Origin of the sequence: Streptomyces sp. NPDC127595 (assembly GCF_042671685.1) — a bacterium.
GTDB lineage: Bacteria > Actinomycetota > Actinomycetes > Streptomycetales > Streptomycetaceae > Streptomyces.
The window spans coordinates 360667-384652 of the sequence record NZ_JBHXWK010000008.1 but is presented as its reverse complement, the minus strand read 5'-3'; the positions used below and the strand labels follow the sequence as shown (position 1 = coordinate 384652).

General features: G+C 69.9%; 21 protein-coding genes. 17 read left to right on the top strand and 4 right to left on the bottom strand.

The window, feature by feature from the left end:
* The first annotated feature begins 37 nt into the window (after positions 1-37).
* The 4 genes from ACFVKT_RS26510 (at position 38) to ACFVKT_RS26495 (ending at position 4527) form a co-directional block, all read left to right on the top strand.
* The gene (locus ACFVKT_RS26510; RefSeq protein ID WP_385735623.1) at positions 38-2602 is read left to right on the top strand and encodes an ATP-binding protein; all 2565 of its coding nucleotides are present in this window, start codon (positions 38-40) and stop codon (positions 2600-2602) included.
* A complete protein-coding gene (locus tag ACFVKT_RS26505) occupies positions 2599-3282 on the top strand; it encodes a response regulator (protein WP_385735622.1) in 684 nt (227 codons plus the stop codon). Before ACFVKT_RS26510 ends, ACFVKT_RS26505 begins: the two co-directional genes overlap by 4 nt.
* Before the next feature lie 87 nt (positions 3283-3369).
* On the top strand, positions 3370-3768 hold the full coding sequence (locus tag ACFVKT_RS26500) for an OB-fold nucleic acid binding domain-containing protein (protein ID WP_385735620.1): 399 nt from the start codon (positions 3370-3372) through the stop codon (positions 3766-3768).
* Positions 3769-3771: 3 nt separating this feature from the next.
* Positions 3772-4527 carry a DUF3159 domain-containing protein gene (locus ACFVKT_RS26495; RefSeq protein WP_385735618.1) on the top strand — a complete coding sequence of 252 codons (756 nt, stop codon included), beginning with the start codon at positions 3772-3774 and terminating at the stop codon, positions 4525-4527.
* Positions 4528-4813: 286 nt separating this feature from the next.
* On the opposite strand, the gene ACFVKT_RS26490 is transcribed toward ACFVKT_RS26495, so the two are convergent.
* Together ACFVKT_RS26490 and ACFVKT_RS26485 are read right to left on the bottom strand one after the other, a co-directional pair.
* Entirely contained in the window at positions 4814-5491 is a 678-nt protein-coding gene (locus ACFVKT_RS26490) for a potassium channel family protein (RefSeq protein WP_385735616.1), read from the bottom strand.
* Positions 5491-6162, bottom strand: coding sequence for a potassium channel family protein (locus ACFVKT_RS26485; RefSeq protein WP_385735614.1), 672 nt, complete (start codon positions 6160-6162; stop codon positions 5491-5493). Before ACFVKT_RS26485 ends, ACFVKT_RS26490 begins: the two co-directional genes overlap by 1 nt.
* A 569-nt stretch (positions 6163-6731) precedes the next feature.
* Between ACFVKT_RS26485 and ACFVKT_RS26480 the strand changes: the two genes are divergently transcribed.
* The 3 genes from ACFVKT_RS26480 (at position 6732) to ACFVKT_RS26470 (ending at position 13358) form a co-directional block, all read left to right on the top strand.
* Positions 6732-8786 (top strand): APC family permease, encoded by a 2055-nt coding sequence (locus ACFVKT_RS26480; RefSeq protein ID WP_385735612.1) that lies wholly within the window; start codon positions 6732-6734, stop codon positions 8784-8786.
* Between the two features lie 158 nt (positions 8787-8944).
* Positions 8945-10273, top strand: coding sequence for a class I SAM-dependent RNA methyltransferase (locus ACFVKT_RS26475; protein ID WP_385735611.1), 1329 nt, complete (start codon positions 8945-8947; stop codon positions 10271-10273).
* A 1111-nt stretch (positions 10274-11384) separates the two neighbouring features.
* The gene (locus tag ACFVKT_RS26470; protein ID WP_385735609.1) at positions 11385-13358 is read left to right on the top strand and encodes a discoidin domain-containing protein; all 1974 of its coding nucleotides are present in this window, start codon (positions 11385-11387) and stop codon (positions 13356-13358) included.
* 348 nt (positions 13359-13706) lie between these two features.
* Here ACFVKT_RS26470 and ACFVKT_RS26465 read toward each other — a convergent pair whose 3' ends face one another.
* Entirely contained in the window at positions 13707-14147 is a 441-nt protein-coding gene (locus ACFVKT_RS26465) for a nuclear transport factor 2 family protein (RefSeq protein ID WP_385735608.1), read from the bottom strand.
* Positions 14148-14220: 73 nt separating this feature from the next.
* On the opposite strand from ACFVKT_RS26465, the gene ACFVKT_RS26460 reads away from it, so the two are divergent.
* From ACFVKT_RS26460 to ACFVKT_RS26415, 10 genes are all read left to right on the top strand, one after another.
* A complete protein-coding gene (locus ACFVKT_RS26460) occupies positions 14221-15180 on the top strand; it encodes a 3-hydroxyacyl-CoA dehydrogenase NAD-binding domain-containing protein (RefSeq protein WP_385735607.1) in 960 nt (319 codons plus the stop codon).
* Entirely contained in the window at positions 15180-16166 is a 987-nt protein-coding gene (locus ACFVKT_RS26455) for a zinc-binding alcohol dehydrogenase family protein (protein WP_385735605.1), read from the top strand. The genes ACFVKT_RS26460 and ACFVKT_RS26455 overlap by 1 nt, the downstream gene beginning before the upstream one ends.
* 112 nt (positions 16167-16278) lie before the next feature.
* Positions 16279-16917 (top strand): hypothetical protein, encoded by a 639-nt coding sequence (locus ACFVKT_RS26450; protein ID WP_385735603.1) that lies wholly within the window; start codon positions 16279-16281, stop codon positions 16915-16917.
* Between the two features lie 28 nt (positions 16918-16945).
* Positions 16946-17866 carry an NADP-dependent oxidoreductase gene (locus ACFVKT_RS26445; RefSeq protein WP_385735601.1) on the top strand — a complete coding sequence of 307 codons (921 nt, stop codon included), beginning with the start codon at positions 16946-16948 and terminating at the stop codon, positions 17864-17866.
* A complete protein-coding gene (locus ACFVKT_RS26440; protein ID WP_385735599.1) occupies positions 17863-19449 on the top strand; it encodes an MFS transporter in 1587 nt (528 codons plus the stop codon). The genes ACFVKT_RS26445 and ACFVKT_RS26440 overlap by 4 nt, the downstream gene beginning before the upstream one ends.
* 1 nt (position 19450) lies before the next feature.
* Positions 19451-19846 carry a PPOX class F420-dependent oxidoreductase gene (locus ACFVKT_RS26435; RefSeq protein WP_385735597.1) on the top strand — a complete coding sequence of 132 codons (396 nt, stop codon included), beginning with the start codon at positions 19451-19453 and terminating at the stop codon, positions 19844-19846.
* A 91-nt stretch (positions 19847-19937) separates the two neighbouring features.
* Positions 19938-20822, top strand: coding sequence for a DUF6081 family protein (locus tag ACFVKT_RS26430; protein ID WP_385735596.1), 885 nt, complete (start codon positions 19938-19940; stop codon positions 20820-20822).
* Between the two features lie 26 nt (positions 20823-20848).
* On the top strand, positions 20849-21733 hold the full coding sequence (locus ACFVKT_RS26425; RefSeq protein WP_385735594.1) for an NmrA/HSCARG family protein: 885 nt from the start codon (positions 20849-20851) through the stop codon (positions 21731-21733).
* Positions 21730-22875, top strand: coding sequence for an acyl-CoA dehydrogenase family protein (locus ACFVKT_RS26420; protein WP_385735592.1), 1146 nt, complete (start codon positions 21730-21732; stop codon positions 22873-22875). The genes ACFVKT_RS26425 and ACFVKT_RS26420 overlap by 4 nt, the downstream gene beginning before the upstream one ends.
* Positions 22868-23209 carry an antibiotic biosynthesis monooxygenase gene (locus ACFVKT_RS26415; RefSeq protein ID WP_385735590.1) on the top strand — a complete coding sequence of 114 codons (342 nt, stop codon included), beginning with the start codon at positions 22868-22870 and terminating at the stop codon, positions 23207-23209. The genes ACFVKT_RS26420 and ACFVKT_RS26415 overlap by 8 nt, the downstream gene beginning before the upstream one ends.
* Positions 23210-23230: 21 nt before the next feature.
* Here the strand turns inward: ACFVKT_RS26415 and ACFVKT_RS26410 are convergent, their stop codons facing one another.
* Positions 23231-23971 carry a TetR/AcrR family transcriptional regulator gene (locus ACFVKT_RS26410; RefSeq protein WP_385735589.1) on the bottom strand — a complete coding sequence of 247 codons (741 nt, stop codon included), beginning with the start codon at positions 23969-23971 and terminating at the stop codon, positions 23231-23233.
* Positions 23972-23986 lie beyond the last annotated feature (15 nt).

Sequence of the window (23986 nt, the reverse complement as noted above, 5' to 3'; positions counted from 1 at the left end):
CTGCGTACACAGCGGTGACGGGAAGACAATAGGGGCCATGGGACGCGGCAAGCTTCGGATCTACCTGGGCGCGGCACCGGGCGTCGGCAAGACGTACGCGATGCTCTCCGAGGCGCACCGGCGCGTCGAGCGGGGCACCGACTGTGTGGTCGCGTTCGTCGAGCACCACCATCGCGCGCGTACCGAGGTGATGCTGCACGGCCTGGAGCAGGTCCCGCGCAAGGAGCTGGAGTACCGCGGCTCCGTCTTCACCGAGATGGACGTGGACGCCGTACTGGCCCGGCACCCCCAGGTCGCCCTGGTCGACGAGCTGGCCCACACCAATGTCCCCGGTTCGCGGAACGCCAAGCGCTGGCAGGACGTCGAGGAACTGCTCGCGGCGGGGATCGATGTCGTCTCGACGGTCAACATCCAGCATCTCGAGTCGCTGGGCGACGTGGTGGAGTCGATCACGGGGGTACGGCAGCGGGAGACCGTCCCGGACGAGGTGGTCCGGCGGGCGGATCAGATAGAGCTGGTCGACATGTCGCCCCAGGCGCTGCGGCGGCGGATGGCGCACGGGAACATCTACAAGTCCGACAAGGTCGACGCGGCGCTGTCGAACTACTTCCGCCCCGGCAACCTCACGGCTCTGCGTGAGCTGGCGCTGTTGTGGGTGGCGGACCGGGTCGACGAGTACCTGACCGAGTACCGCACCGATCACAGCGTCAAGAAGATCTGGGGTTCGCGGGAGCGGATCGTGGTGGGGCTGACGGGTGGTCCGGAGGGCCGGACGCTCATTCGCCGCGCCGCGCGGCTGGCGGAGAAGGGCGCCGGTGGCGAGGTGATGGCCGTCTACATCGCGCGCAGCGACGGGCTGACCTCCGCCTCGCCCAAGGAACTGGCCGTCCAGCGCACCCTGGTCGAGGACCTCGGCGGCACCTTCCACCACGTCGTGGGGGACGACATCCCGGCCGCGCTGCTGGACTTCGCGCGGGGCGTCAACGCCACGCAGATCGTGCTCGGCTCCTCACGCCGCAAGACCTGGCAGTACGTCTTCGGGCCCGGCGTCGGTGCCACGGTCGCCCGCGAGTCGGGCTCCGACCTGGACGTGCACATCGTCACGCACGACGAGGCGGGCAAGGGCCGGGGGCTGCCGGTGGCGCGGGGTGCGCGGCTCGGCCGGTCCCGGATCATCTGGGGCTGGATCGTCGGCGTGGGCGGCCCGGTGCTCCTCGCGCTCTTCCTCAACAGCGTGGATCTGGGCCTCGCCAACGACATGCTGCTGTTCCTGGCGCTGACGGTGGCGGCCGCCCTCCTCGGCGGTCTCTATCCGGCGCTCGCCTCGGCGGCTTTCGGCTCGCTGCTCCTGAACTACTACTACACGCCCCCGCTGCACCGGCTGACGATCGCCGATCCCAAGAACATCGTCGCCATCGCGATCTTCTTCGGGGTCGCCGTGTCCGTGGCGTCGGTGGTGGATCTGGCGGCCCGGCGTACACACCAGGCGGCCCGGCTGCGCGCCGAGTCGGAGATCCTTTCCTTCCTGGCGGGCAGTGTGCTGCGCGGTGAGAACAGCCTGGAGGCGTTGTTGGATCGGGTCCGGGAGACGTTCGGGATGGAGTCGGTGGCGCTGCTGGAGCGGGAGAGCGACGTCGATCCGTGGACGTGTGCGGGGAGTGTGGGTCCGAGGTCGTGTGTCCGCCCCGAGGACGCGGACGTGGACATCCCGGTGGGCGACCACATGGCGCTCGCGCTGTCCGGGCGGGTGCTGCCGGCTTCCGACCGCCGGGTTCTGGCGGCCTTCGCCGCGCAGGCCGTGGTGGTCCTGGACCGGCAGCGCCTTCAGCACGAAGCCGACCAGGCCAAGGAGCTGGCCGAGGGCAACCGCATCCGTACGGCGTTGCTGGCGGCCGTCAGCCACGACCTCCGCACCCCGCTGGCCGGGATCAAGGCGGCTGTCACATCCCTGCGCTCGGACGACGTGGCCTGGTCGGAGGAGGACCAGGCGGAACTCCTCAAGGGCATCGAGGACGGCGCGGACCGGCTCGACCACCTGGTGGGCAACCTGCTGGACATGTCCCGCCTCCAGACCGGCACCGTGTCCCCGCTGGTCCGCGAGATCGACCTCGACGAGGTGGTCCCGATGGCGCTCGGCGGCGTACCCGAGGACAGCGTCGAGCTGGACATCCCCGAGACCCTGCCGATGATCGCCGTCGACGCGGGGCTGCTGGAGCGAGCGGTCGCCAACCTCGTGGAGAACGCCGTCAAATACAGTCCCGCCGACGAACTCGTTCTGGTGTCGGCGAGCGCCATGGCCGACCGGGTGGAGATGCGGGTCGTGGACCGCGGCTCCGGCGTCCCCGATGAGGCCAAGGACCGGATCTTCGAGCCCTTCCAGCGCTACGGCGACGCCCCGCGCGGCGCCGGTGTGGGCCTTGGCCTCGCGGTCGCCCGGGGCTTCGCCGAGGCGATGGGCGGCACACTGAACGCCGAGGACACCCCCGGCGGTGGACTCACCATGGTGCTCACACTCCGGGCGGTGCCCAGCCGCCCCGACCCGACCACCGCCGTATCCACACCTGCCTCAGCAGGATCAGCAGCAGAAAGGCAGGCCTCATGACCCGGGTCCTCGTGGTCGATGACGAGCCCCAGATCACGCGAGCCCTCGTCATCAACCTCAAGGCACGCAAGTACGAGGTCGACGCGGCCCCCGACGGAGCCACCGCGCTCCAGCTCGCCGCCGCCCGGCACCCCGACGTCGTCGTGCTCGACCTCGGCCTGCCCGACATGGACGGCGTCGAGGTCATCAGGGGGCTGCGCGGCTGGACCCGGGTGCCCATCCTGGTGCTCTCCGCCCGGCACTCCTCGGACGAGAAGGTCGAGGCCCTGGACGCGGGCGCCGACGACTACGTCACCAAGCCCTTCGGCATGGACGAGCTGCTGGCCCGGCTGCGCGCCGCCGTCCGCCGCGCGGAGCCCACCGGCGGCGGCGAGGACGACGTGATCGTCGAGACCGAGGACTTCACCGTCGACCTGGCCGCCAAGAAGGTCAACCGCGACGGACGCGATGTGCGCCTGACCCCCACGGAGTGGCACCTCCTGGAGGTCCTGGTGCGCAACACAGGGCGGCTGGTCAGCCAGAAGCAGCTGCTCCAGGAGGTCTGGGGGCCGTCGTACGGCACGGAGACGAACTATCTGCGGGTCTACATGGCACAGCTCCGCCGCAAGCTGGAGGTGGACCCCTCGCATCCTCGGCACTTCATCACGGAGCCGGGGATGGGGTACCGGTTCGAACGCTGACCCTCGGGGGACTCCGAGGGGGATACCGGTTCGAAGGCCGGCCCTTGTGGGTACGACGCTGTCAGCGCCCCCCGGTACGCTTTCGGTATGAGTGCTGTTCCGCGTTCCGAAAAGTCTGCGGGCCGGTTCCGGCGCATGCTGGACAGGCTCTCCTCGTCCCAGGAGGACCTGGAGTCCGAGGAGCTGCGCGAGGACGCCGAGACCGCGGGCTGCACGCGTATCGGTGACTGCCACGACCGACAGATCGTGACGGTTACTGGTACCTTGCGCACGGTCACTCTGCGTCCGCGCGCCGGAGTCCCGGCCCTGGAGGCCGAGCTGTTCGACGGCTCTGCTGCCCTGGACGTGGTGTGGCTCGGCAGGCGTTCCATCGTGGGCATCGAGCCGGGGCGCAAACTCATCGCATCGGGCCGCGTCTCCATGAGCCGGGGCCGTAGGGTGCTCTTCAACCCGAAGTACGAACTCAGACCGCTTGGACGGGAGTAGCCGGTGACGTCGCTCGACAAGCCGACCGAAGACCCCCAGCAGGACTCGAGGGCGGTGACGGAGGCCGCGCTCTTCGAGGCGTTCGGCGGTGTGCGGGGCATGGTCGAGACGGTCGTGCCCGGCCTCCTCTTCGTCACCATCTTCACGATCAACAAGGACCTGCACTCGGCGGCCATCGCCGCCCTCGCCATGTCCGTGGTTCTCGTCGTGGTCCGGCTGGTCATGAAGGACACCGTCAAGCACGCCTTCAGCGGCGTCTTCGGCGTCGCCTTCGGCGTGATCTTCGCGATGATGACGGGCAACGCGAAGAACTTCTACCTGCCGGGCATGCTCTACACGCTCGGCCTGGCCCTCGCCTACATCATCACCACCCTCGCGGGCGTCCCCCTGATCGGCCTGATCCTGGGCCCGGTCTTCAAGGAGAACCTCTCCTGGCGCACCCGCAACCCCGGCCGCAAGAAGGCGTACACCAAGGCCAGTTGGGCCTGGGGCCTGATCCTGCTCGCCAAGTGCGCGATCCTCTTCCCGCTCTACTGGTGGGCCGACACCACCCAGTTCGGCTGGGTTCTGATCGCCCTGAAGATCCCGCCGTTCCTGCTCGCCGTCTGGCTCACCTGGGTCTTCCTCGCGAAGGCGCCGCCGCCCATCGACGTGTTCGCCGAGATGGAAGCCGAGGAGAAGGCGGAGGACGAGCGCAAGGCCGCGCTGGCACAGGAGCGCGGCGACACCGCGCCGACCAGCCACCGCCGAGAGGCGTAAGCGCTTCAGCCTGTACGAGGACGTAAGCCCGTCCGCCCGTACGAGGACGTAAGCACTCAGCCCGTACGAGGATGGGGGCGCCCGGAGATCTCCGGGCGCCCCCATCCCCGTATCGGAAACGGCTAGGGGGTGTCGTTTGGATCACCTCGGATCAGGCCGCGGCGCGTGGTGCGGTGCATCGCAAGGCGGAGCATGACCCGCGTACTGGGCGTACTCGGGTGATGCGACAACGCGGCGAGGTGCCGTGCCAGGCGTCGCGGACCCGAGGTGATCCAAACGACGCCCCCTAGCTGTTCGCGTCCTCGCGGCGCACCGACAGCAGGTCCTCGAGCTGTTCCTCGCGGGCCTGTGCGGCGACGAACAGGAGTTCGTCGCCGGCCTCCAGGGAGTCCTCCCGGGAGGGGGTCAGGACGCGGGTGCCGCGGATGATGGTGACCAGGGACGTGTCCTCGGGCCACTCCACGTCGCCGACCTGGGTGCCGGCCAGGGCGGACTCCGGCGGCAGGGTCAGCTCGACGAGGTTGGCGTCGCCGTGGCTGAAGCGGAGCAGGCGGACCAGGTCGCCGACGCTGACGGCCTCCTCGACCAGGGCCGACATCAGACGCGGGGTGGAGACGGCGACGTCGACGCCCCAGGACTCGTTGAACAGCCACTCGTTCTTCGGGTTGTTGACGCGGGCGACGACCCGCGGGACGCCGTACTCGGTCTTCGCGAGCAGCGAGACGACGAGGTTGACCTTGTCGTCGCCGGTGGCCGCGATGACCACGTTGCAGCGCTGGAGCGCGGCCTCGTCCAGGGAGGTGATCTCGCAGGCGTCGGCGAGCAGCCACTCCGCCTGCGGGACGCGCTCGACCGAGATGGCGGTGGGCGCCTTGTCGATCAGCAGGATCTCGTGACCGTTCTCCAGGAGCTCGCCCGCGATCGAGCGGCCCACGGCGCCGGCACCGGCAATGGCGACTCTCATCAGTGACCGGCTTCCTCTTCAGGGCCCTTGGCGAAGGACGCCTCGACCTTGTCCACGTCGAAGGTGCGCATCATCACGTGCACCAGGTCGCCTTCCTGCAGCACCGTCTGCGAGCTGGGCAGAACCGCCTCGCCCAGCCGGGTGAGGAAGGCCACGCGTACGCCGGTCTCGTCCTGGAGCCGGCTGATCTTGTGACCGACCCAGGCGGTGGAGGCGTGTACCTCGGCGAGCTGTACGCCGCCGGTCGGGTCGCGCCACAGCGGCTCGGCGCCCGAGGGCAGCAGCCGGCGGAGCATCTGGTCGGCCGTCCAGCGGACGGTGGCGACGGTCGGGATGCCCAGGCGCTGGTAGACCTCGGCGCGGCGCGGGTCGTAGATGCGCGCCGCCACGTTCTCGATGCCGAACATCTCTCGGGCCACCCGGGCGGCGATGATGTTCGAGTTGTCACCGCTCGAGACCGCGGCGAAGGCCCCGGCCTCCTCGATGCCCGCCTCGCGCAGCGTGTCCTGGTCGAAGCCGACGCCGGTGACGCGGCGGCCGCCGAACCCGGAGCCCAGTCGTCGGAAGGCGGTGGGGTCCTGGTCGATCACGGCGACCGTGTGCCCCTGTTGCTCCAGGGTCCGGGCAAGTGCGGAACCGACTCTTCCGCAACCCATGATGACAATATGCACGGCCTTACCCCGCACTCCCCGCTAGGCCTTCGACCTGCGTAAATGTCCTGCTCATAGCTCTCTCTCGGCTCGCCGGGCAACACGCTGCGGCCTGTTTTCGGCCACTGGGCAACATCATGCCGGTGAACCCTGATGGTGATCCCGCGCAGGTGTGAGCCGTCTGCATCGCTTGTCCGCCTCCACCGTAGCGGCAAAGCCGTACGGATCGACGGGGGGTGGTGGCCCTGGGAGGCCGCCCAAGTGATCCGGGTCACTCCTCCCTCGCGCCAGGTAACTGACCGGAAGCCGTCTGTCGGCTCCTGTCGAGTGGGGGTCAGCGACGGTTGATGCTGCGGACGCTCAGCAGGGTCAGGATTCCGAGGCCGATGAGTCCGGCGGCCGCGCCGATGAGCTCCGCGGTGGCGTGCATGGAACCTCCATAAGCGGGCAAATGTGGATGTTTTTCATATAGGCATGCGGATCTGTGCGACTGCGGAATCCGCAACGGGGCATGTGCCCGTTTTCACTCGGAGGGCAGATGTCGTGCGGCAGGTGGGCGACCGCCCGTTCGAACGCTTACGATCCTCTCCGTGTCCAAACTGACCGACGTGCCCAAACGGATCCTGATCGGGCGCGCACTGCGCAGTGACCGGCTCGGAGAAACGCTCCTGCCGAAGCGCATCGCACTCCCCGTCTTCGCATCCGACCCGCTCTCCTCCGTGGCGTACGCACCCGGAGAAGTGCTCCTGGTCCTCTCCATCGCGGGCGTGTCGGCCTACCACTTCAGCCCGTGGATCGCGCTCGCGGTCGTGGTGCTGATGTTCACCGTGGTCGCCTCCTACCGGCAGAACGTGCACGCGTACCCGAGCGGCGGCGGCGACTACGAGGTCGCCAACACCAACCTCGGCCCGCGCGCCGGCCTCACCGTCGCCAGCGCGCTGCTCGTCGACTACGTCCTCACCGTCGCCGTCTCGATCGCCTCCGGCATCGAGAACCTCGGCTCGGCGATCCCGTTCGTGATCGAGCACAAGGTGCTGTGCGCGGTCGGCGTCATCGTGCTGCTCACGCTGATGAACCTGCGCGGAGTGAAGGAGTCCGGAAAGCTCTTCGCGATTCCGACGTACGTCTTCGTGGCGGGCGTCTTCATCATGATCGCGTGGGGCTCGTTCCGCGGGCTCGTGCTGGACGACACCATGAAGGCGCCGACCGCCGACTTCCACATCGAGGCCGAGCACCAAGGGCTTGCCGGCTTCGCCCTCGTCTTCCTGCTGCTGCGCGCGTTCTCCTCCGGCTGCGCCGCGCTCACCGGCGTCGAGGCGATCTCCAACGGCGTCCCGGCCTTCCGCAAGCCCAAGTCGAAGAACGCCGCGACCACCCTCGCGGCGATGGGCCTGCTCGCCGTCACCATGTTCTGCGGCATCATCGGCCTGGCCATGGCGACCAAGGTGCGGATGGCCGAGAACCCGGCCGTCGACCTGATCCACAACGGCGTCGCGGTCGGCTCCGGCTACGTCCAGAACCCGGTGATCTCGCAGGTCGCCGAGGCGGTCTTCGGCAAGGGCAGCTTCCCGTTCGTGGTGCTGGCCGCCGCCACCGCGCTGGTCCTGTTCCTCGCCGCCAACACCGCGTACAACGGCTTCCCGCTGCTCGGCTCGATCCTCGCCCAGGACCGCTACCTCCCGCGCCAGTTGCACACCCGCGGCGACCGCCTCGCCTTCTCCAACGGCATCGTGCTGCTCGCCCTCGCGGCCGCGCTGCTCGTCTGGGTCTACGGCGCGGACTCGACCAAGCTCATCCAGCTCTACATCGTCGGTGTCTTCGTCTCCTTCACGCTCAGCCAGACCGGCATGGTCCGGCACTGGAACCGTCATCTGCGCACCGAGAAGGACCAGGCCAAGCGCCGCCACATGGTCCGCTCCCGGGCGATCAACACCTTCGGCGCCTTCTTCACCGGGCTCGTGCTCGTCGTCGTCCTCGTCACGAAGTTCACGCACGGCGCCTGGGTCGCGCTGCTCGGCATGGTGATCTTCTACGCGACGATGAGCGCGATCCGTAAGCACTACGACCGGGTCGCCGAGGAACTGGCCGCGCCCGAGGGACCCTCCGACGACAGCGTCCGCCCCTCCCGCGTCCACTCCGTGGTCCTGATCTCCAAGATCCACCGCCCCTCGCTGCGCGCCCTCGCATACGCCAAGCTGATGCGCTCCGACACCCTGGAGGCGCTCAGCGTCAATGTCGACCCGGTCGAGACGAAGGCGCTGCGCGACGAGTGGGAGCGCCGCGGCATCGACGTACCGCTGAAGGTCCTGGATTCGCCGTACCGCGAGATCACGCGTCCCGTCATCGAGTACGTGAAGGGGCTGCGCCGCGAGTCCCCGCGCGACGCGGTGTCCGTGATCATCCCCGAGTACGTGGTCGGACACTGGTACGAGCAGCTGCTGCACAACCAGAGCGCGCTCAGGCTGAAGGGCCGGCTGCTGTTCACGCCGGGCGTGATGGTGACGTCGGTGCCCTACCAGCTGGAGTCCTCCGAGGTCGCGCGCAAGCGGGCCCGCAAGCGGCAGGAGTGGAACGCGCCGGGGGCGGTGCGGCGCGGTCCCGCGCAGGACCGTCCGAAGGAGCCGACGGGGACGACGAAGGGCTGACGCCACCTCGGCCCTGCCGCCGCCTGGCTTGTGGTGAGCGGCCGGGCGGTGGCCACGTAGACTGGTGGGCTGTTGTCCGGCCGTTCCCCCCTCCCGCACCCTTCCCGTACCGCTTCCGCACCCCTCCCGCACCCTTTCGCATCTGGAGTCACCCCGCCATGCAGGCAGAACCGAAGAAATCGCTGGTGGGGGAGGAGTACGAGGTCGAGATCGGCCCTGTCGCCCACGGCGGGCACTGCATTGCCCGTACGGCCGAAGGACAGGTCCTCTTCGTCCGGCACACCCTGCCTGGCGAACGGGTCCTCGCGCGGGTCACCGAGGGCGAGGAGGGTGCGCGGTTCCTGCGCGCCGATGCCGTCACCGTGCTCGAACCGTCCAAGGACCGTGTGGAGGCCCCCTGCCCGTACGCCGGTCCCGGCCGCTGCGGCGGTTGCGACTGGCAGCACGCCAAGCCGGGCGCCCAGCGACGGCTCAAGGGCGAGGTCATCACCGAGCAGCTCCAGCGGCTCGCCGGCCTCACTCCGGAGGAGGCGGGCTGGGACGGCACGGTGATGCCCGCCGAGGGCGACAAGCTGCCGGCGGGCGAGGTCCCGGCCTGGCGCACCCGCGTGCAGTACGCCGTCGATCCGGATGGCAACGCGGGGCTGCGCCGCCACCGCTCGCACGAGGTCGAGCCGATCGACCACTGCATGATCGCGGCCGTCGGCGTCAGCGAGCTCGGGGTCGAGGAGCGTGACTGGTCCGGCATGGTCTCGGTCGACGCGATCGCCGCGACGGGCTCCCAGGACCGCATGGTGATCCTCGAACCGAGGCCCGGCGCCCGGCTGCCCCTCGTCGAGCTCGACAAGCCCGTCTCCGTCATGCGCGTCGAGGAGCACGACGGCGGCATCCACCGCGTCCACGGCCGCGCCTTCGTCCGCGAGCGCGCCGACGGCCGTACGTACCGTGTCGGCAGCGGCGGCTTCTGGCAGGTCCATCCGCAGGCCGCGGACACCCTGGTCAAGGCCGTCATGCAGGGCCTGATGCCGCGCAAGGGCGAGATGGCGCTCGACCTGTACTGCGGTGTCGGCCTCTTTGCCGGCGCCCTCGCCGACCGCCTCGGCGACAAGGGCGCGGTCCTCGGCATCGAGTCCGGCAAGCGTGCGGTCGAGGACGCCCGGCACAACCTCACGGCCTTCGAGCGCGTCCGCATCGAACAGGGCAAGGTCGAAGCCGTCCTCCCGCGCACCGGCATCACCGAGGTCGACCTGATCGTTCTCGACCCGCCGCGCTCCGGCGCCGGCAAGAAGACCGTCGAACACCTCGCCTCGCTCGGCGCCCGCCGCATCGCGTACGTCGCCTGCGACCCGGCGGCGCTCGCCCGGGACCTGGGGTACTTCCGGGACGGTGGGTACAAGGTGCGGACGCTGCGGGCGTTCGATCTGTTTCCGATGACTCATCATGTGGAGTGTGTGGCGATTCTGGAGCCGGTGGCTAAGGGATCCTGACCCGTGGGTTCTGTTCGGCGCGGTGTTGAAGGTGGCTGTGACCAGTCGGTGTGAGTGGTGCTCGGGTTGGGATCAGTGATCAAGCCGTGCCCTGGGCTGTCCGCGGCGGGCATCGGTAGCAGCCGTATGATGTCGCGATCTGTCGGGGATTTGCAGGATCTGACAAGAAACCTGCATGGGCTTGCGTGAGGGATTCTTTACTTCGTCGGAATCCAGCGAGCCGCAACGGCATCGCGATCTCGCCGTCGGTCCACCCCGCGCCCAGCGGCTCGACGGTCACCGGCTGCGGTGGCAGGGGCACTGCGCCTGCCGGACACCTCCGGCGCCGACCTGACCGGAGCCGTCGACCTGCCCGCCGGCGGTGACTGACGGACCTGGGCCGCCGGACACTCCGTTCGGCGGCAATGGCATGTGTGCGGCCTGTGCGGACCGGCGCTGGGTGCAGGATCGAGACGGAACATTAGATCTTGCACGCTGAAATTTTATCGTTGCAATGTTCTGTCGGGATATTGCGTGTTCATGTCGACGTGATTACGGTCCACCACACGTCGTTGTCGCACCCTGTCTCCCCCCACTCCCTGTGGCCCCGGTCCTCCCTCTCCGGCGGCGTCAGCGGAACAGGTATGGCATTTCGCGATGAAAGGAGTGGCGCGTGTTCCATTCCAACCGAGATCTGAGACGCGCCCTCATCCCGGCGGTCAGCACCGCGATGGTGGCCGCAGTCGGCGTCGTCGCGCTGGCCGTCCACCCGCCTGGGCGGCGTCCACCGCGACCGGCGGCAGCGGCGCGAGCCTGCCGTACGGCGAGGTGCAGGCGGAGGACTTCGCCATCAACGGCTGTACATCGACGGAGTCAAGCAGCCGGTCTTCACCCTCACCAACGCCTACAGCGGGTACTACGGCAGCTTCCTGTTCTTCAGTAAGGGTGCCGACTCGACCGGTGTGTCCGACGCGACCCGTGCGTCCTGCACGGTGAACGTCGGGTTCAAGCCCACCACGGGCGGATCCCGTACGGGCAACCTGACCGTCGCCAGCAACGCCGACAACACGGTGACCATCACGTTCAGCCAAGAGGAGCCAAGCGGAGTCAACAGGAGTCCGGAGGAGTCCAGATGGGTGTCACACGCAGAGTCTTCCTGAGGGCCGCGGTCGCGGCCGGCGCGGTGGGAACCGTGGGAGCGGCCGGGACCGTACTCGCCCCGAACGCGTCGGCGGCCAGCCCGCCGGGCGACGTGGTCGGCAAGATCACCGTCGGCTACCAGGGCTGGTTCGCCTGCATCGGCGACGGCGCGCCCATCAACGGCTGGTGGCACTGGACCCAGAACTGGAGCCAGCCGCCGTCCCCGTCCAACACCGGCATCAGTTGCTGGCCCGACGTACGGGAGTACACCAGCACCTACCAGACGTCGTACGCCGCCCTGGGCAACGGCCAGCCCGCCAGGCTGTTCTCCTCCTACGACCAGCAGACGGTGAACACCCACTTCCTGTGGATGCAGCAGAACAACATCGACACGGCCGGCCTGCAACGCTTCAACCCCACCGGTGGAGAGGGCCCCACCCGCGACGCCATGGCGACCAAGGTGCGCAGCGCCGCCGAGTCGTACGGCCGGAAGTTCTACGTCATGTACGACGTCACCAGCTGGACGAACATGCAGTCCGAGATCAAGACGGACTGGACGAACAAGATGTCCGCGCACACCGCGTCCTCGGCGTACGCGAAGCAGAACGGCAAGCCGGTCGTCTGTATCTGGGGCTTCGGCTTCAACGACAACAACCACCCCTTCACCGCCGACGCCTGCCTCGACGTCGTCAACTGGTTCAAGGGACAGGGCTGTTACGTCATCGGCGGCGTCCCGCGCGAATGGCGGACGGGCACCGGGGGCTCACGGCCCGGCTATCTGGGTGTCTACCACGCCTTCAACATGATCTCGCCGTGGATGGTCGGTGCCATCGGCAATGTGACCGAGGCCGACAACGCGTACAACACGTACACCGTCGGCGACCAGGCCGACTGCAACGCCAACGGCATCGACTACCAGCCCTGCGTCCTGCCCGGCGATGTCTCCGGTCGGCAGCGCGCTCATGGCGACTTCATGTGGCGGCAGTTCTACAACGTGGTGCGGGCCGGGGTGCAGGGCATCTACATCTCGATGTTCGACGAGTACAACGAGGGCAACCAGATCGCCAAGACCGCCGAGACCCAGGCGTGGGTGCCCACCAACTCCGGATTCCTCGCCCTCGACGAGGACGGCACCGCCTGCTCCTCCGACTACTACCTCCGCCTGACCGGTGACGGCGGCCGCATGCTCAAGGGCCAGATCGCGCTGACCGCCACCCGCCCCACGCAGCCGACCGTCCCCTCCGGCGGCGACACCACACCGCCCGCCGCGCCGGGTGCCCTGACCGTCACCGGGCGCACCAGCAACTCCGTCTCGCTGGCCTGGAATCCGTCGACCGACAACGTCGGCGTCACCGGCTACCGGATCCTTCAGATGTCCGGCTCGACCAGCACCCAGGTGGGCGCCACCGCCGCAACGTCCTTCACCGTCAACGGACTTGGTGCGTCCACCGCGTACACCTTCGGCGTCGTCGCCCTCGACGCGGCCGGCAACGTGTCGCAGCCCTCCAACCAGGTCAACGTCACCACCGACCCCCCTTCCAGCACCACCAACCTGGCACTCAACCGCCCCACCGCGGAGAGCAGCCACACCCAGATCTACGGATCGGGCAATGCGACCGACGGCGACGCCAACACCTACTGGGAGTCCGCCAACAACGCCTTCCCGCAGTGGATCCAGGTCGACCTGGGCGCCGCGACCGGCGTCAAACGGATCGTCCTCCGCCTTCCCCCGGCGACCGCCTGGGCCATCCGTACCCAGACCATCTCCGTCCAGGGCGGCACGGACGCCGGCACCTCCACCCAGCTCCTCGCCCCGGCGGGCTGCACCTTCGACCCGGCGACCGGCAACACCGCGACCCTGACGCTCCCCTCGACCGTCTCCATCCGCTACGTACGTCTCACCTTCACGGCCAACAACGGCTGGCCGGCCGGGCAGGTCTCGGAGTTCCAGGTCTTCGGCGCCTGATGAACGGAGGGCCGGCCCCGGCTTCAGGGCCGCGGTGCTCGTCGCGGTGGTCGGTCCGCGGCCGTTCGCAATGGACAAGGAGTACGGCCCTCATGCCACAACAGAACATGGCGTCGCCGGGCGCCCCCGGTCTTCGTCGGTCGCGCCGTCGATCCGCGCGTCATCGGCCAGTCGGCAGATCCGCGGCAGTCGGGGGCGCTCGACCCGGCGTGATGCGGGTGCTCCGCTTCTGAGGCCGAAGGTTCGCATCCTGTCCGGCGATCGGTGGAAGGGGGCCTGGCAGGACCGGGCCACCTTCCACGGGCCACCGCGCTCCGGTCCGCCGCGCTCCGGTCCACCGTGGTTCGGTCAGCCGGTGAGGACGTGGTCGTGGGTGACATGGCGGGATCGCAGGAGCAGTTCGCCGTCCTCGCCGCGGACCAGGACGTCGTGCACGACGCAACTCGGCCCGAACTCGGGCTCCTTGACGTCCGCGTGGACGGTGAGCACCAGGCAGTAGCTAGTCGCCGTGATCGAGCCGTCGGGCGCCTGGCTGAGCGCGGCGTGGTTGAACCAGTGCCGGCGCTGGATCTTCCGGGCGTCGAATTTCCGGTGGAAGTCCTCCAGGACGGCGATGATCCCGGCACGGGTGTGGGCCGCGGGCAGGGTGGGGGAGTGCTTGAACTCGCCGTCCTCGGTGAAGGTCGCGGCATAGCCGTCGAAGTCACGGCCGTCCAGCTTCTGCATCTGGTGGCCGTAGAACGACAGGACTTCGGCGTACAGGCCGGTGGGAAGCGCTGTGATGGTCATACGGCCACGGTCGTCCTGAGGCCTCGAAGGCCGCTCGAGCGGGGTTCGAGCGGGCGCTGTCAGCCTCATCGCCATGAGCACCGTGACAGTGATCGGGGCGGGCACGATCGGCCTGGGATGGATCAATCTGTTCAGCGACTACGGGCTGACCGTACGGGTCAACAGCCGCAGGTCCGACGTCCGGCGCATCGTGCGCGACGGACTCGAACTGTTCTCGCCGGGCCGGGTGGACGAGCTGGCGGCGCAGATCGAGTACGAGCCGGACCTCGCACGGGCGGTGGCCGGAGTGGACCTCGTCTCCGAGAACGCCCCCGACGACCTGCCCCTCAAACAACGGCTGTTCGCCGAGATCGGCGAGGCGGCCCCGGCCCACGCCCTCGTCCTTTCCTCCACGTCGAAACTGCTCCCCGACGACCTGAGCCGCGACATGTCAGGACCGGGCCGGCTGGTCGTCGCCCATCCGTTCAACCCGCCGCACATCGTGCCGCTGGTCGAGGTGATCGCCGGGGAACGTACCGACCCGGAGGCCGTCAAGAGGACGGTGGCCTTCCTGGAGTCCGTGGGGCGCACCCCGGTCGTGCTGCACAGGGCGCTGCCGGGCTTCGCGGCCAACCGGCTGCAGTCCGCGCTGCTGCGCGAGAGCATCCACCTCGTCCTCGAAGGTGTGGTGACCGTCGAGGAACTCGACCGGATCGTCACCGAGTCGATCGGGCTGCGCTGGTCCACCATCGGCCCCTTCCACGCGTTCCACCTGGGCGGGGGCCCGGGCGGCCTGCGCAAGTGGCTCGAGCATCTCGGCAGCGGCCTCGAACAGGGCTGGCGCGGGCTCGGGCAGCCCGCCCTCACCCCGGAGGCGGTCGAGACCGTGGTCGGACAGACCGAAGCCGCGTACGGGCACCGCACCTATGCCGAACTCGTCCGGGACCGTGACGAACGGCACCACGCCGTACTTGCCGCCCTCGGGCGGGACCGGGACCACGCCGTACTCGCCGCCCTCGGGCGGGACGGGCAGCCGCAGAAGGAGGAGAAGTGATGCGTGCCGCGCAGTTCGACCGGTACGGCGCCCCCGACGTCCTGTACGTCGCCGAGAGCCCGGTCCCCGAGCCCGGCCCCGGCCAGGTGCGGATCGCCGTCGAGGCGGTCAGCGTGGGCCACGCACAGACCCAGATGCGGCGCGAGGTCTTCCCCGCGCCCATGTGGCGGCCCGTCTTCCCCGTCGTCCTCGGCGGCGACGTGGTCGGCCGGATCACCGCGGTGGGACCGGACGTCGAGGGCCTGCGCCCGGGGCACCGGGTCGGCGCCTTCACCCTCTACGGCGCCTACGCCGAACAGGTCGTCGTCGACGCCGCCACCGTCGTACCCGTACCCGAGGAGCTGGACGCCGCCGAGGCCGCGGTCCTGCCGGGCACCGGACTGATCGCCCTCGGCATCCTCAGGACCGGGCAGCTGCGCAAGGGCGAGACCGTACTGGTGCACGCGGCGGCCGGCGGCGTGGGCCACATCGCGGTCCAGCTCGCCCGGGCGGCCGGGGCCGGCCAGGTCATCGGCACGGCGGGCGCGGACGCCAAGCGCGAGTTCGCCCGCGCGACGGGCGCCGACGCCGTCGTCGACATCCGCTCCCCGCAGTGGGCCGAGGAGGTCCGGGAACTCACCGGCGGACGCGGACCCGACCTGATCCTGGACGGTGTCGGCGCCGAGGTCCTGCAACAGGGCATCGGCCTGCTCGCCCCGGGCGGCCGGCTGGTGTTCTACGGCTCCTCGGGCGGCGAGCTGGAGATCCCGCGGGTGTCGGTGATGGACCTCATCTCCATCAAGTACGTCACCGGCTTCGCACTGTCGGCCTGGCGGCTCGGCCGCCCGGACGAGTACGAGGCGGGCGTCGCCGAACTCGCCCGGCTGCTGGCCGACGGCCAGGTGAAGTCCGCCGTGCACGCCCGACTGCCCCTGGAGCAGGCCGCCGAGGCGCACGCCCTCGTCGAGGCCAGGGCCCAGCTGGGCCGGGTCGTCCTCATTCCCTGACGTCCGTCCCCGATGCCCGTGACGTCCCCCCAATTGCCCTGACTTCCTGACCTTTCATTCCGAGCCGTATCCGTTTCGCATTCCAGAGTTCGTATTCGAAGGAGAACCTCTCATGACGTCGATGGTCCAACAGGGAATACGTCTGACCACCGCGGCAGGCCTCGCCCTGGCGGGAATCGTGAGCCTGGGCGGCAGCGCGTACGCCGCGAACGTCGCCGTGCCGTACGAGTGCCGCACCTGGGTGCAGGGCAACACGCACCCGGTCTACGACTACGCCCGCGGATTCGATGTCACCGTGCCCGACTCGGTCCGGCGGGGCGGGCAGTTCAAGGCCGCGTACGACCCGGCCCCGATCACCGCCTTCGCCGAGTACAACAAGACCGTCACCGATGTGCGGGTCGCCTACCGGATTCCGGAGGGCGCGAAGGTCAAGCACCTGAACCTCACCGGCGGCAGCGGCCTTGGCGACTCGACCGTCGACGCCGCGGTCGTGGGCACCGACATCGTCGTCAGCGCGTCCGGCCCCTTCGAGGGCGGCGTCGAGTTCGACCTGCCGACACTGAAAGTGACGTACAAGGCACCGAAGGCCACCGGTACGCTCAACTTCGTTCCTGGCGGCTCGAGTTACGAGCAGCCCGGTTTCTACTGGTACCGCTACCAGCCGATCCTCGACGAGTGGGGCCCGTTCGAGTGCTTCCCCGACCCGGCGAAGCCCCAGACCGTGCTGGCCAGCACGCAGGTCAAGAAGTAGCAGCAACTTCGACGAACGTGGAGAACGCATGCCTAAGGCCGTAGCCATCCATGATTTCGGCGGGCCGGACGTACTCGGCCTCATCGATGTCCCCGAGCCGCTGCCAGGACCGGGTCAGGTGACGGTCCGGGTACGGGCCGCCGGGGTCAACGGATTCGACTGCCGGGTGCGCTCCGGCGGCATGCGGGGTCGGTATCCGGTCGAGTTCCCGCAGATCATCGGCAACGAGTTCGCCGGGACCGTCGAGCGGACAGGACCGGAGGTGACCGGGTTCGCGCCGGGCGACGAGGTACTGGGGTTCGCCGTCATGCAGTCCGGCGCCGAGGTGCTCGCCGTCGGCGCGGACCAGATCACCGCCAAGCCGCCGGAGCTGTCGTGGGAGGTCGCAGGGTCCCTGTCGGCGGTGGGGCAGACCGCGGACATCGCCCTGGACGCCCTGCGGGTCGGCAAGGGCGACACCGTGCTCGTGCACGCCGCGGCCGGCGGGGTCGGCAGCCTCGCCGTCCAGCTCGTCCGGGAGCGGGGCGGCACGGCGATCGGCAGCGCCGGTGAGCGCAATCACGACTTCCTGCGCTCGCTGGGCGCGCTGCCCGTCGCGTACGGCCCGGGCTTCGCCGACCGGGTGCGCGCCCTGGCGCCGGACGGCGTCGACGTGGCACTGGACTGCCACGGCGGCCCTGAGGCGCTGGCCGTCTCGCTCGAACTCGTCGCGGACCGGGCCCGGATCGGCACCATCGCCAACTTCCGTGCCGTGCACCAGGAGGGCATCGTCATGCCGCAGGTGGAGCGGTCCGCCTCCCGGCTGGCCGCCCTGGCCGCACTCTGCGCCGACGGCAGCCTGCGGCCGCACATCGACGCCGTCTTCCCCTTCGCCGAGGCGGCCGAGGCCCACCGCACACTCGAGCAGGGCCATGTGCGGGGGAAGCTAGTTCTGGTGCCGGCCCTGTGAGGCCGGGCGGCCCGGCCGACGAGGGGCATCCGCGGCGCTGGGCGATTCTCGCGGTACTGGTCCTCAGTCTCGTGAGCATCATCCTCGACAACACCGTGCTCAACGTGACGCTGCGCACCCTCACCGACCCCGACCAGGGTCTCGGTGCCTCGCACAGCCAGGTCGAGTGGGTGCTGAGCGCCTACACCCTGACCTTCGCCGCGACACTGTTCACCTGGGGTGTGCTCGGAGACCGGCTGGGCCGCAAGCGCGTACTCGTCCTGGGACTCGTCCTGTTCGGGCTGTCGTCCCTGGCCGGGTCCTACGCAGCCTCGCCGGAGCAGCTCATCGCCGCCCGCGCCTGCATGGGGGTGAGCGGTGCGGCGGTGCTGCCGAGCACTCTCGCCACCATCGCCGCCGTCTTCCCGATGCGGGAGCGCCCCAAGGCCCTGGGGATCTGGGCGGCTTCGGTCGGCTTCGCCCTGGGCGTCGGCCCCGTCACCGGCGGGCTGCTGCTCGCCCACTTCTGGTGGGGTTCGGTCTTCCTGGTCAATGTGCCGATCGTGCTGATCAGCCTGGTCGCGGTGGTGTTGCTGGTGCCCGAGACCCGGGGCGCCGTCGGCAAGCGCGTCGACGCGGGCGGGCTGCTGCTCTCGATCGCCGGTCTCGTGGTCCTCGTCTACGGGATCATCGAGGCCGGCCGGACCGGCGGGGTCACCGAGCCCACGGTCTGGGGACCCGGCCTGGGGGGCCTCGGCCTGCTCGGGGTGTTCCTGTGGCATGAGCGGCGTACCGCCGAACCCTCGCTCGAACTCGGGTTCTTCCGGCTGAAGGCATTCTCCACCGCCGTGGTCGCCGTCGGCCTGGTCAACTTCGCGATGATGGGCTTCCTCTTCTTCAGCGCCTTCTATCTGCAGAGCGTGCGTGGCTACACGCCGCTGCAAGCCGGCACGTGCACCGTGGCGCTGGCCGTCGCGAACGTGATCTTCGGGCCGCTCAGCACGGTCCTCGTCCGCTCGGTCGGTCCCCGGTACGTCTGCGCGGCCGGCATGTTCGCCGTGACGGCCGCACTGACCGGGGTCTCCTTCGTCACCCAGCAGGCTTCCGTCTGGCTGATCCTCACCCTGTTCGCCTTGCTGGGGGCGGGCGTAGCCTGCGTCATGCCGACCGCAGCGGTATCCATCATGAACGCGATTCCTCGTGAGAAGGCGGGCGTGGCCTCGGCGATGAACAACACCATGCGCCAACTCGGCGGCGCGCTGGGCGTCGCCGTACTCGGCTCGGTCATGGGCGCCGCGTACCGCAGCGGCATCGAGGACGAACTCGCCGTACTGCCGCCCTCCATGCGGCACGAGGCCGGCGAGTCCCTCGACGCCACGCTCCTGGCCGCGACCCGGCTGGGGGAGAGCGGACTGGCCGCGCCCGCACGGCAGGCGTTCCTGGACGCCATGCATCTGGCCGCCGGGGCGGCTGCCGTGGCGGCCTTCGTGGGCGCGCTCGCCGTGCTTCGCTGGCTGCCCTCGACCGTTACGTCTCCGAAGCCCGGGGCGGGCCCCACGCCCGGCCGGGAGCACCTCAACTACACCAAGGTCCAAGGAAGCTGACATGCCTTTCACTCCTGAAGAGCTCGCCTACTACGCCTCCCAGAACCTCGGCCGGTTGGGCACCGTGGCGCCCGACGGGCAGCCTCAGGTCAATCCCGTGTCGTTCCGGATCAACACCGAGACCGGCACGATCGACATCGGCGGACACAATCTGACGGCCAGCAAGAAGTTCCGGAACGTCGTCAAGAACGATCAGGTCGCCTTCGTCGTCGACGACCTGGTCTCCACGCAGCCCTGGGAAGCACGCGGTATCGAAGTGCGCGGCCGGGCCGAGGCGTTGACCGACGCACAGCCGCCGCACCCGTACTTCGGGACCGCGATGATCCGCATCCACCCCAAGCGCATCATCACCTGGGGCATCGGCGACGACACCGCACAGAGCAGCCGCAACGTCTGACTGAGGCGCCTTCGACTCCGCTTCGAGTGGACCTCGACGACCCCTTGCCAGGGTGGAGCCCGTTGACCGGGCACACGATGGGGAGGGCCGGATGGGCACAGAACTCTTCCGCGAGGATTTCACCGGGGGACTGGTGACCGAGGGACCGGGCGCGCCGTGGAGGCTGCGCCCGGTCGACGGTCTCACCGGAGGCGACGGGTTGGTCCGCGGCGGGCCGGACGGCCTGGTGGTCGTGCCGAGCGCCGCAGATCCACGGACCCGGCGGCCCGCGTTCAGCGAGCCCAAGCCGGGACCGGACGGCGCGGCCCCGCTCCATCTGCGGTGGGGCGCCTTCACCACGGATGGCACCGCCGGTGCCCGCGGCGGGTTCACCGCCGAGCCCGGCGAACTGCTCACGGTCACCGCGGAGATGGGACTGCGCGGCTTCGGCCTGCGCTCCCACTCGTACGAGGACGTGGCCGAGCCGACCGCGGCCCCCGGCCTCGGCGCCGGCGGCCTGATCTCGGTCGACCTCGAGACCGGGATCATCTTCGACTTCTTCCTCACGCACAGCCGGCTCTACGCGGTCTACGAGCGGCTCGCGCTGCGGCCGGACGTCCCGTTCGCGTCCTTCACGTACTGCGTTCCCGTCACGGACCGCGCTCCGGGTCAGCTCCACCGGCTCGGGATCTCCTACGACGCCGCGGCCGGCACCGTCCACTGGAAGGCGGACGGGAAGCAGGTGTTGTCCGTGGACCGGATCGGCTTCCGCGCGCTGGACGCGCAATGGCTCCGGCGGGACAACGGTGGCCAGGAGGAGGCCGTACGGCCGCGTGGACTCAGCTTCGGTCTGGGGCTGTTCCTGGAGCGCTGGTTCGGCCAAGGGGTACGGCTGTCCGTACGCGACCTGCGGGTGTCCACCTCCCCTGCAGATGCCCCCGCCACCTCCCTCGCCGGATCTGCCGCGACCTACCCCGCCGGCTCCCGCGACTCGTGACGACCACCGACGAAAGGCACACAGCCATGCCCGATGAGAACAAGCCCGTACTGGTCCTCGGAGCCACGGGCAAACAAGGCGGCTCCGCGGCCCGGTACCTGTTGGAACGCGGCTGGACCGTCCGGGCGTTCGTCCGCGATCCGGACGCGCCGAAGGCCAAGGAGCTGCGGGAGCTGGGCGCGAGTCTGCACACCGGCGACCTGGAGGACGCCGAGTCGGTGCGCGCGGCGATGAAGGACGCGTACGGCGTGTTCAGCATCCAGACGCCGATGACACCGGCGGGCGTCGAGGGCGAGGAGCGGCAGGGCAAGATCTGCGCCGACGCCGCCCGTGACCTCGGCATCGAGCACTACGTACACAGTTCGGTCGGCGGGGCGGAGCGGCCCGAGGGCGTGAACTGGCGGCTGTCCAAGCTCGCGATCGAGCAGCGGATCCGGGAGAACGAACTCAACTTCACCTTCCTGCGGCCGTCGTACTTCATGGAGAACCTCAACCACGACATGTCGCCCCTCGTCATGGAGGACGGCGTGCTGACCTTCCGCCGGGGGCTCGGACCGACCAACACCCTGCAGATGATCAGCGGCCCCGACATCGGGTACTTCGCGGCCGACGCCTTCGACGACCCCGGGACCTTCCTCGGCGCCAAGATCGAGCTGGCCGGCGACGAGGTGACCGGCGAGCAGCTCGCGGCCGCGTTCGGCCGCCACACCGGACTGCCCGCCCGGTTCGTATCGGTGCCGATACCGGAGCTGCACCGCCTGGGCCTCCAATGGCAGGCGATCTCGTACACCTGGATGAACGGGATCGGCTATCACGCCGACATCCCCACGCTGCGCGCCCGTTTCCCGCAGCTCCTCACCCTCGACCAGTGGCTGGCCAAGACCGGCTGGGCCCCGATGGACCCGGCATGAGTGCGGACACGACGGCCCAGGAGCAGTCGCCCCTGGTGGCCGGGGCCCGCCGGATCGCCGAGCTCGCCGGGAAGCGGGCGGCCGAGGCCGAGCAGCAGCGCAGGCTGAGCCCCGAGGTCGTGCGCGCGGTCCTGGAGGCCGGTTTCGCCGCCCACTTCGTGCCGGTGGCACAGGGGGGCAGGGCGTCGGCCTTCGCCGAACTCGTCGAGCCGGTCGCGGTGTTGGGCGAGGCCTGCTCCTCCACCGCCTGGTACGCCTCGCTCACCGCGAGTCTCGGCCGGATGGCCGCCTATCTGCCGGACGAGGGCAGGGCCGAGCTGTGGTCGGACGGACCCGACGCCCTGATCGTCGGTGCCCTGATGCCGCTCGGGCGCGCCGAGCGGGCGGCGGGCGGCTGGCAGGTCTCGGGCACCTGGCCGTTCGTCAGCGTCGTGGACCACTCCGACTGGGCGCTGGTGTGCGCCAAGGCGGGGGACGAGCCGTGGTTCTTCGCGGTGCCGCGGCAGGCGTACGGGATCGTCGACAGCTGGTACCCGATGGGCATGCGGGGGACGGGCAGCAACACCCTTGTCATCGACGGGGTGTTCGTGCCGGACTCGCGGGCCTGCACCCGTGCGACCATCGCGGCCGGTCTCGGTCCCGGCGCCGAGGCGATCTGTCACACCGTGCCCATGCGAGCGGTCAACGGGCTGGCCTTCGCACTCCCCTTGCTCGGCGCGGCCCGCGGCGCCGCGGCCGTCTGGACCTCGTGGATCGCCGAGAAGCTGGCCGCGCCGACCGGGCAGAACGCCATCTCCTCCCACGACCGGGTGCTGTACGAGCACGCGCTGGCCCGGGCCACCGGTGAGATCGACGCGGCGCAACTGCTGTTGGAGCGGGTCGCCGCGGTCGCCGATGCCGGCGGGGTGACCGACGAACTCATCGGCCGGGGGGCACGGGACTGCGCCCTGGCAGCCGAGTTGCTGACCGCCGCGACCGACCGGCTGTTCGCCTGTGCGGGCACCAGGGCGCAGGCGGAGGGCAGCCCGATGCAGCGCTTCTGGCGCGATGTGCACGCGGCTGCGAGCCATATCGGGCTGCAGTTCGGTCCGGGAGCGGCGCTGTACGCCGGAGAACGGCTGAGGAGGAGCAACGATGACTGAAGTGAACGATCCGCGGGTGGGCTTCGTCGCCCTCGTCACCTTCTCGGTGGACGGCCCCGCCACCCAGCGCAAGCTGGTGGAGCTGGCCACGGGCGGGGTGCAGGAGTGGCTCCGTGCGGTGCCCGGTTTTCTGTCGGCCACCTATCACGCCAGCACGGACGGCACGGCGGTCGTCAACTACGCCCAGTGGGTGAGCGAACAGGCCTACCGGGAGAACTTCGCCGCCGACCCGCGGTCGGCGAAGCTGCGGGAGGCGCTGAGCGCCCTGCCCGGGCTGACCGGGCCGCCGAAGGCCGTCTTCATGACTCCTGAGGGGTCTGTCCTGTCGTCCTGACCGGGCCGCCGAAAGCCGTCTTCATGACTCCTGAAGGGGCTGTCCTGCGGTACTGACACCCTCGCCCGCGCAGGCCAGCAGGCCAGCGAGCATGATGTCGAGGCCGAGCTCGAACCGGCGGTCGGAGTCGAGCGAGGTGATCGGGCCGGCCAACTGGACCAGGTTCGGGAACTGGGTGGCCGGCAGGGATTTCAGATAGCCGTGGAGCTGGTCGGCGAACATGCCGGCCTGCTCCCGGCTCTGTTCCGTGGCGGGCTGCCGGGACGACTCCCCCATGGTCTCCGCCGTGACGAAGGTCGACAGCAGGTCGCCCGCGTAGGCCGCGAGCTCGTCGTGAAGGCCCCCCGCGCGCAGCAGATTCATGGTGCGCTCCATGCCCATGATCCCGTTCGGGCCGAGCGGGACCCGGTCGATCGCGATGCGCGCCAGGTCCCGGTGCGCCAGGAACACGCGGCGCAGCGACCGGAGCATCTCCTTGACCTGCTCCACCCAGCGGCCCGGCTCCGGCTCCGGGATCTCCACCTCGGTCAGTACGAGGTCGAAGACGAGGTCGAGCACCTCGTCCCGGTTCTCCACGTGCGCGTACAGCGAAGCGTGTCCGGTCTTCAGCTCCTGGGCGAGCCGCCGCATGCTCAGGGCCTCGAGCCCCTCGGCGTCCAGGATGCCGAGCGCCGTGCCGACGATCAGATCCTGGCTCAGCGGCATCCGCGGCGGCGCCTTCTTCGGCCGGCGCCACGGAGGTACGGGGATCTCCTCGGGCATGGGCCTCCTTCCCTC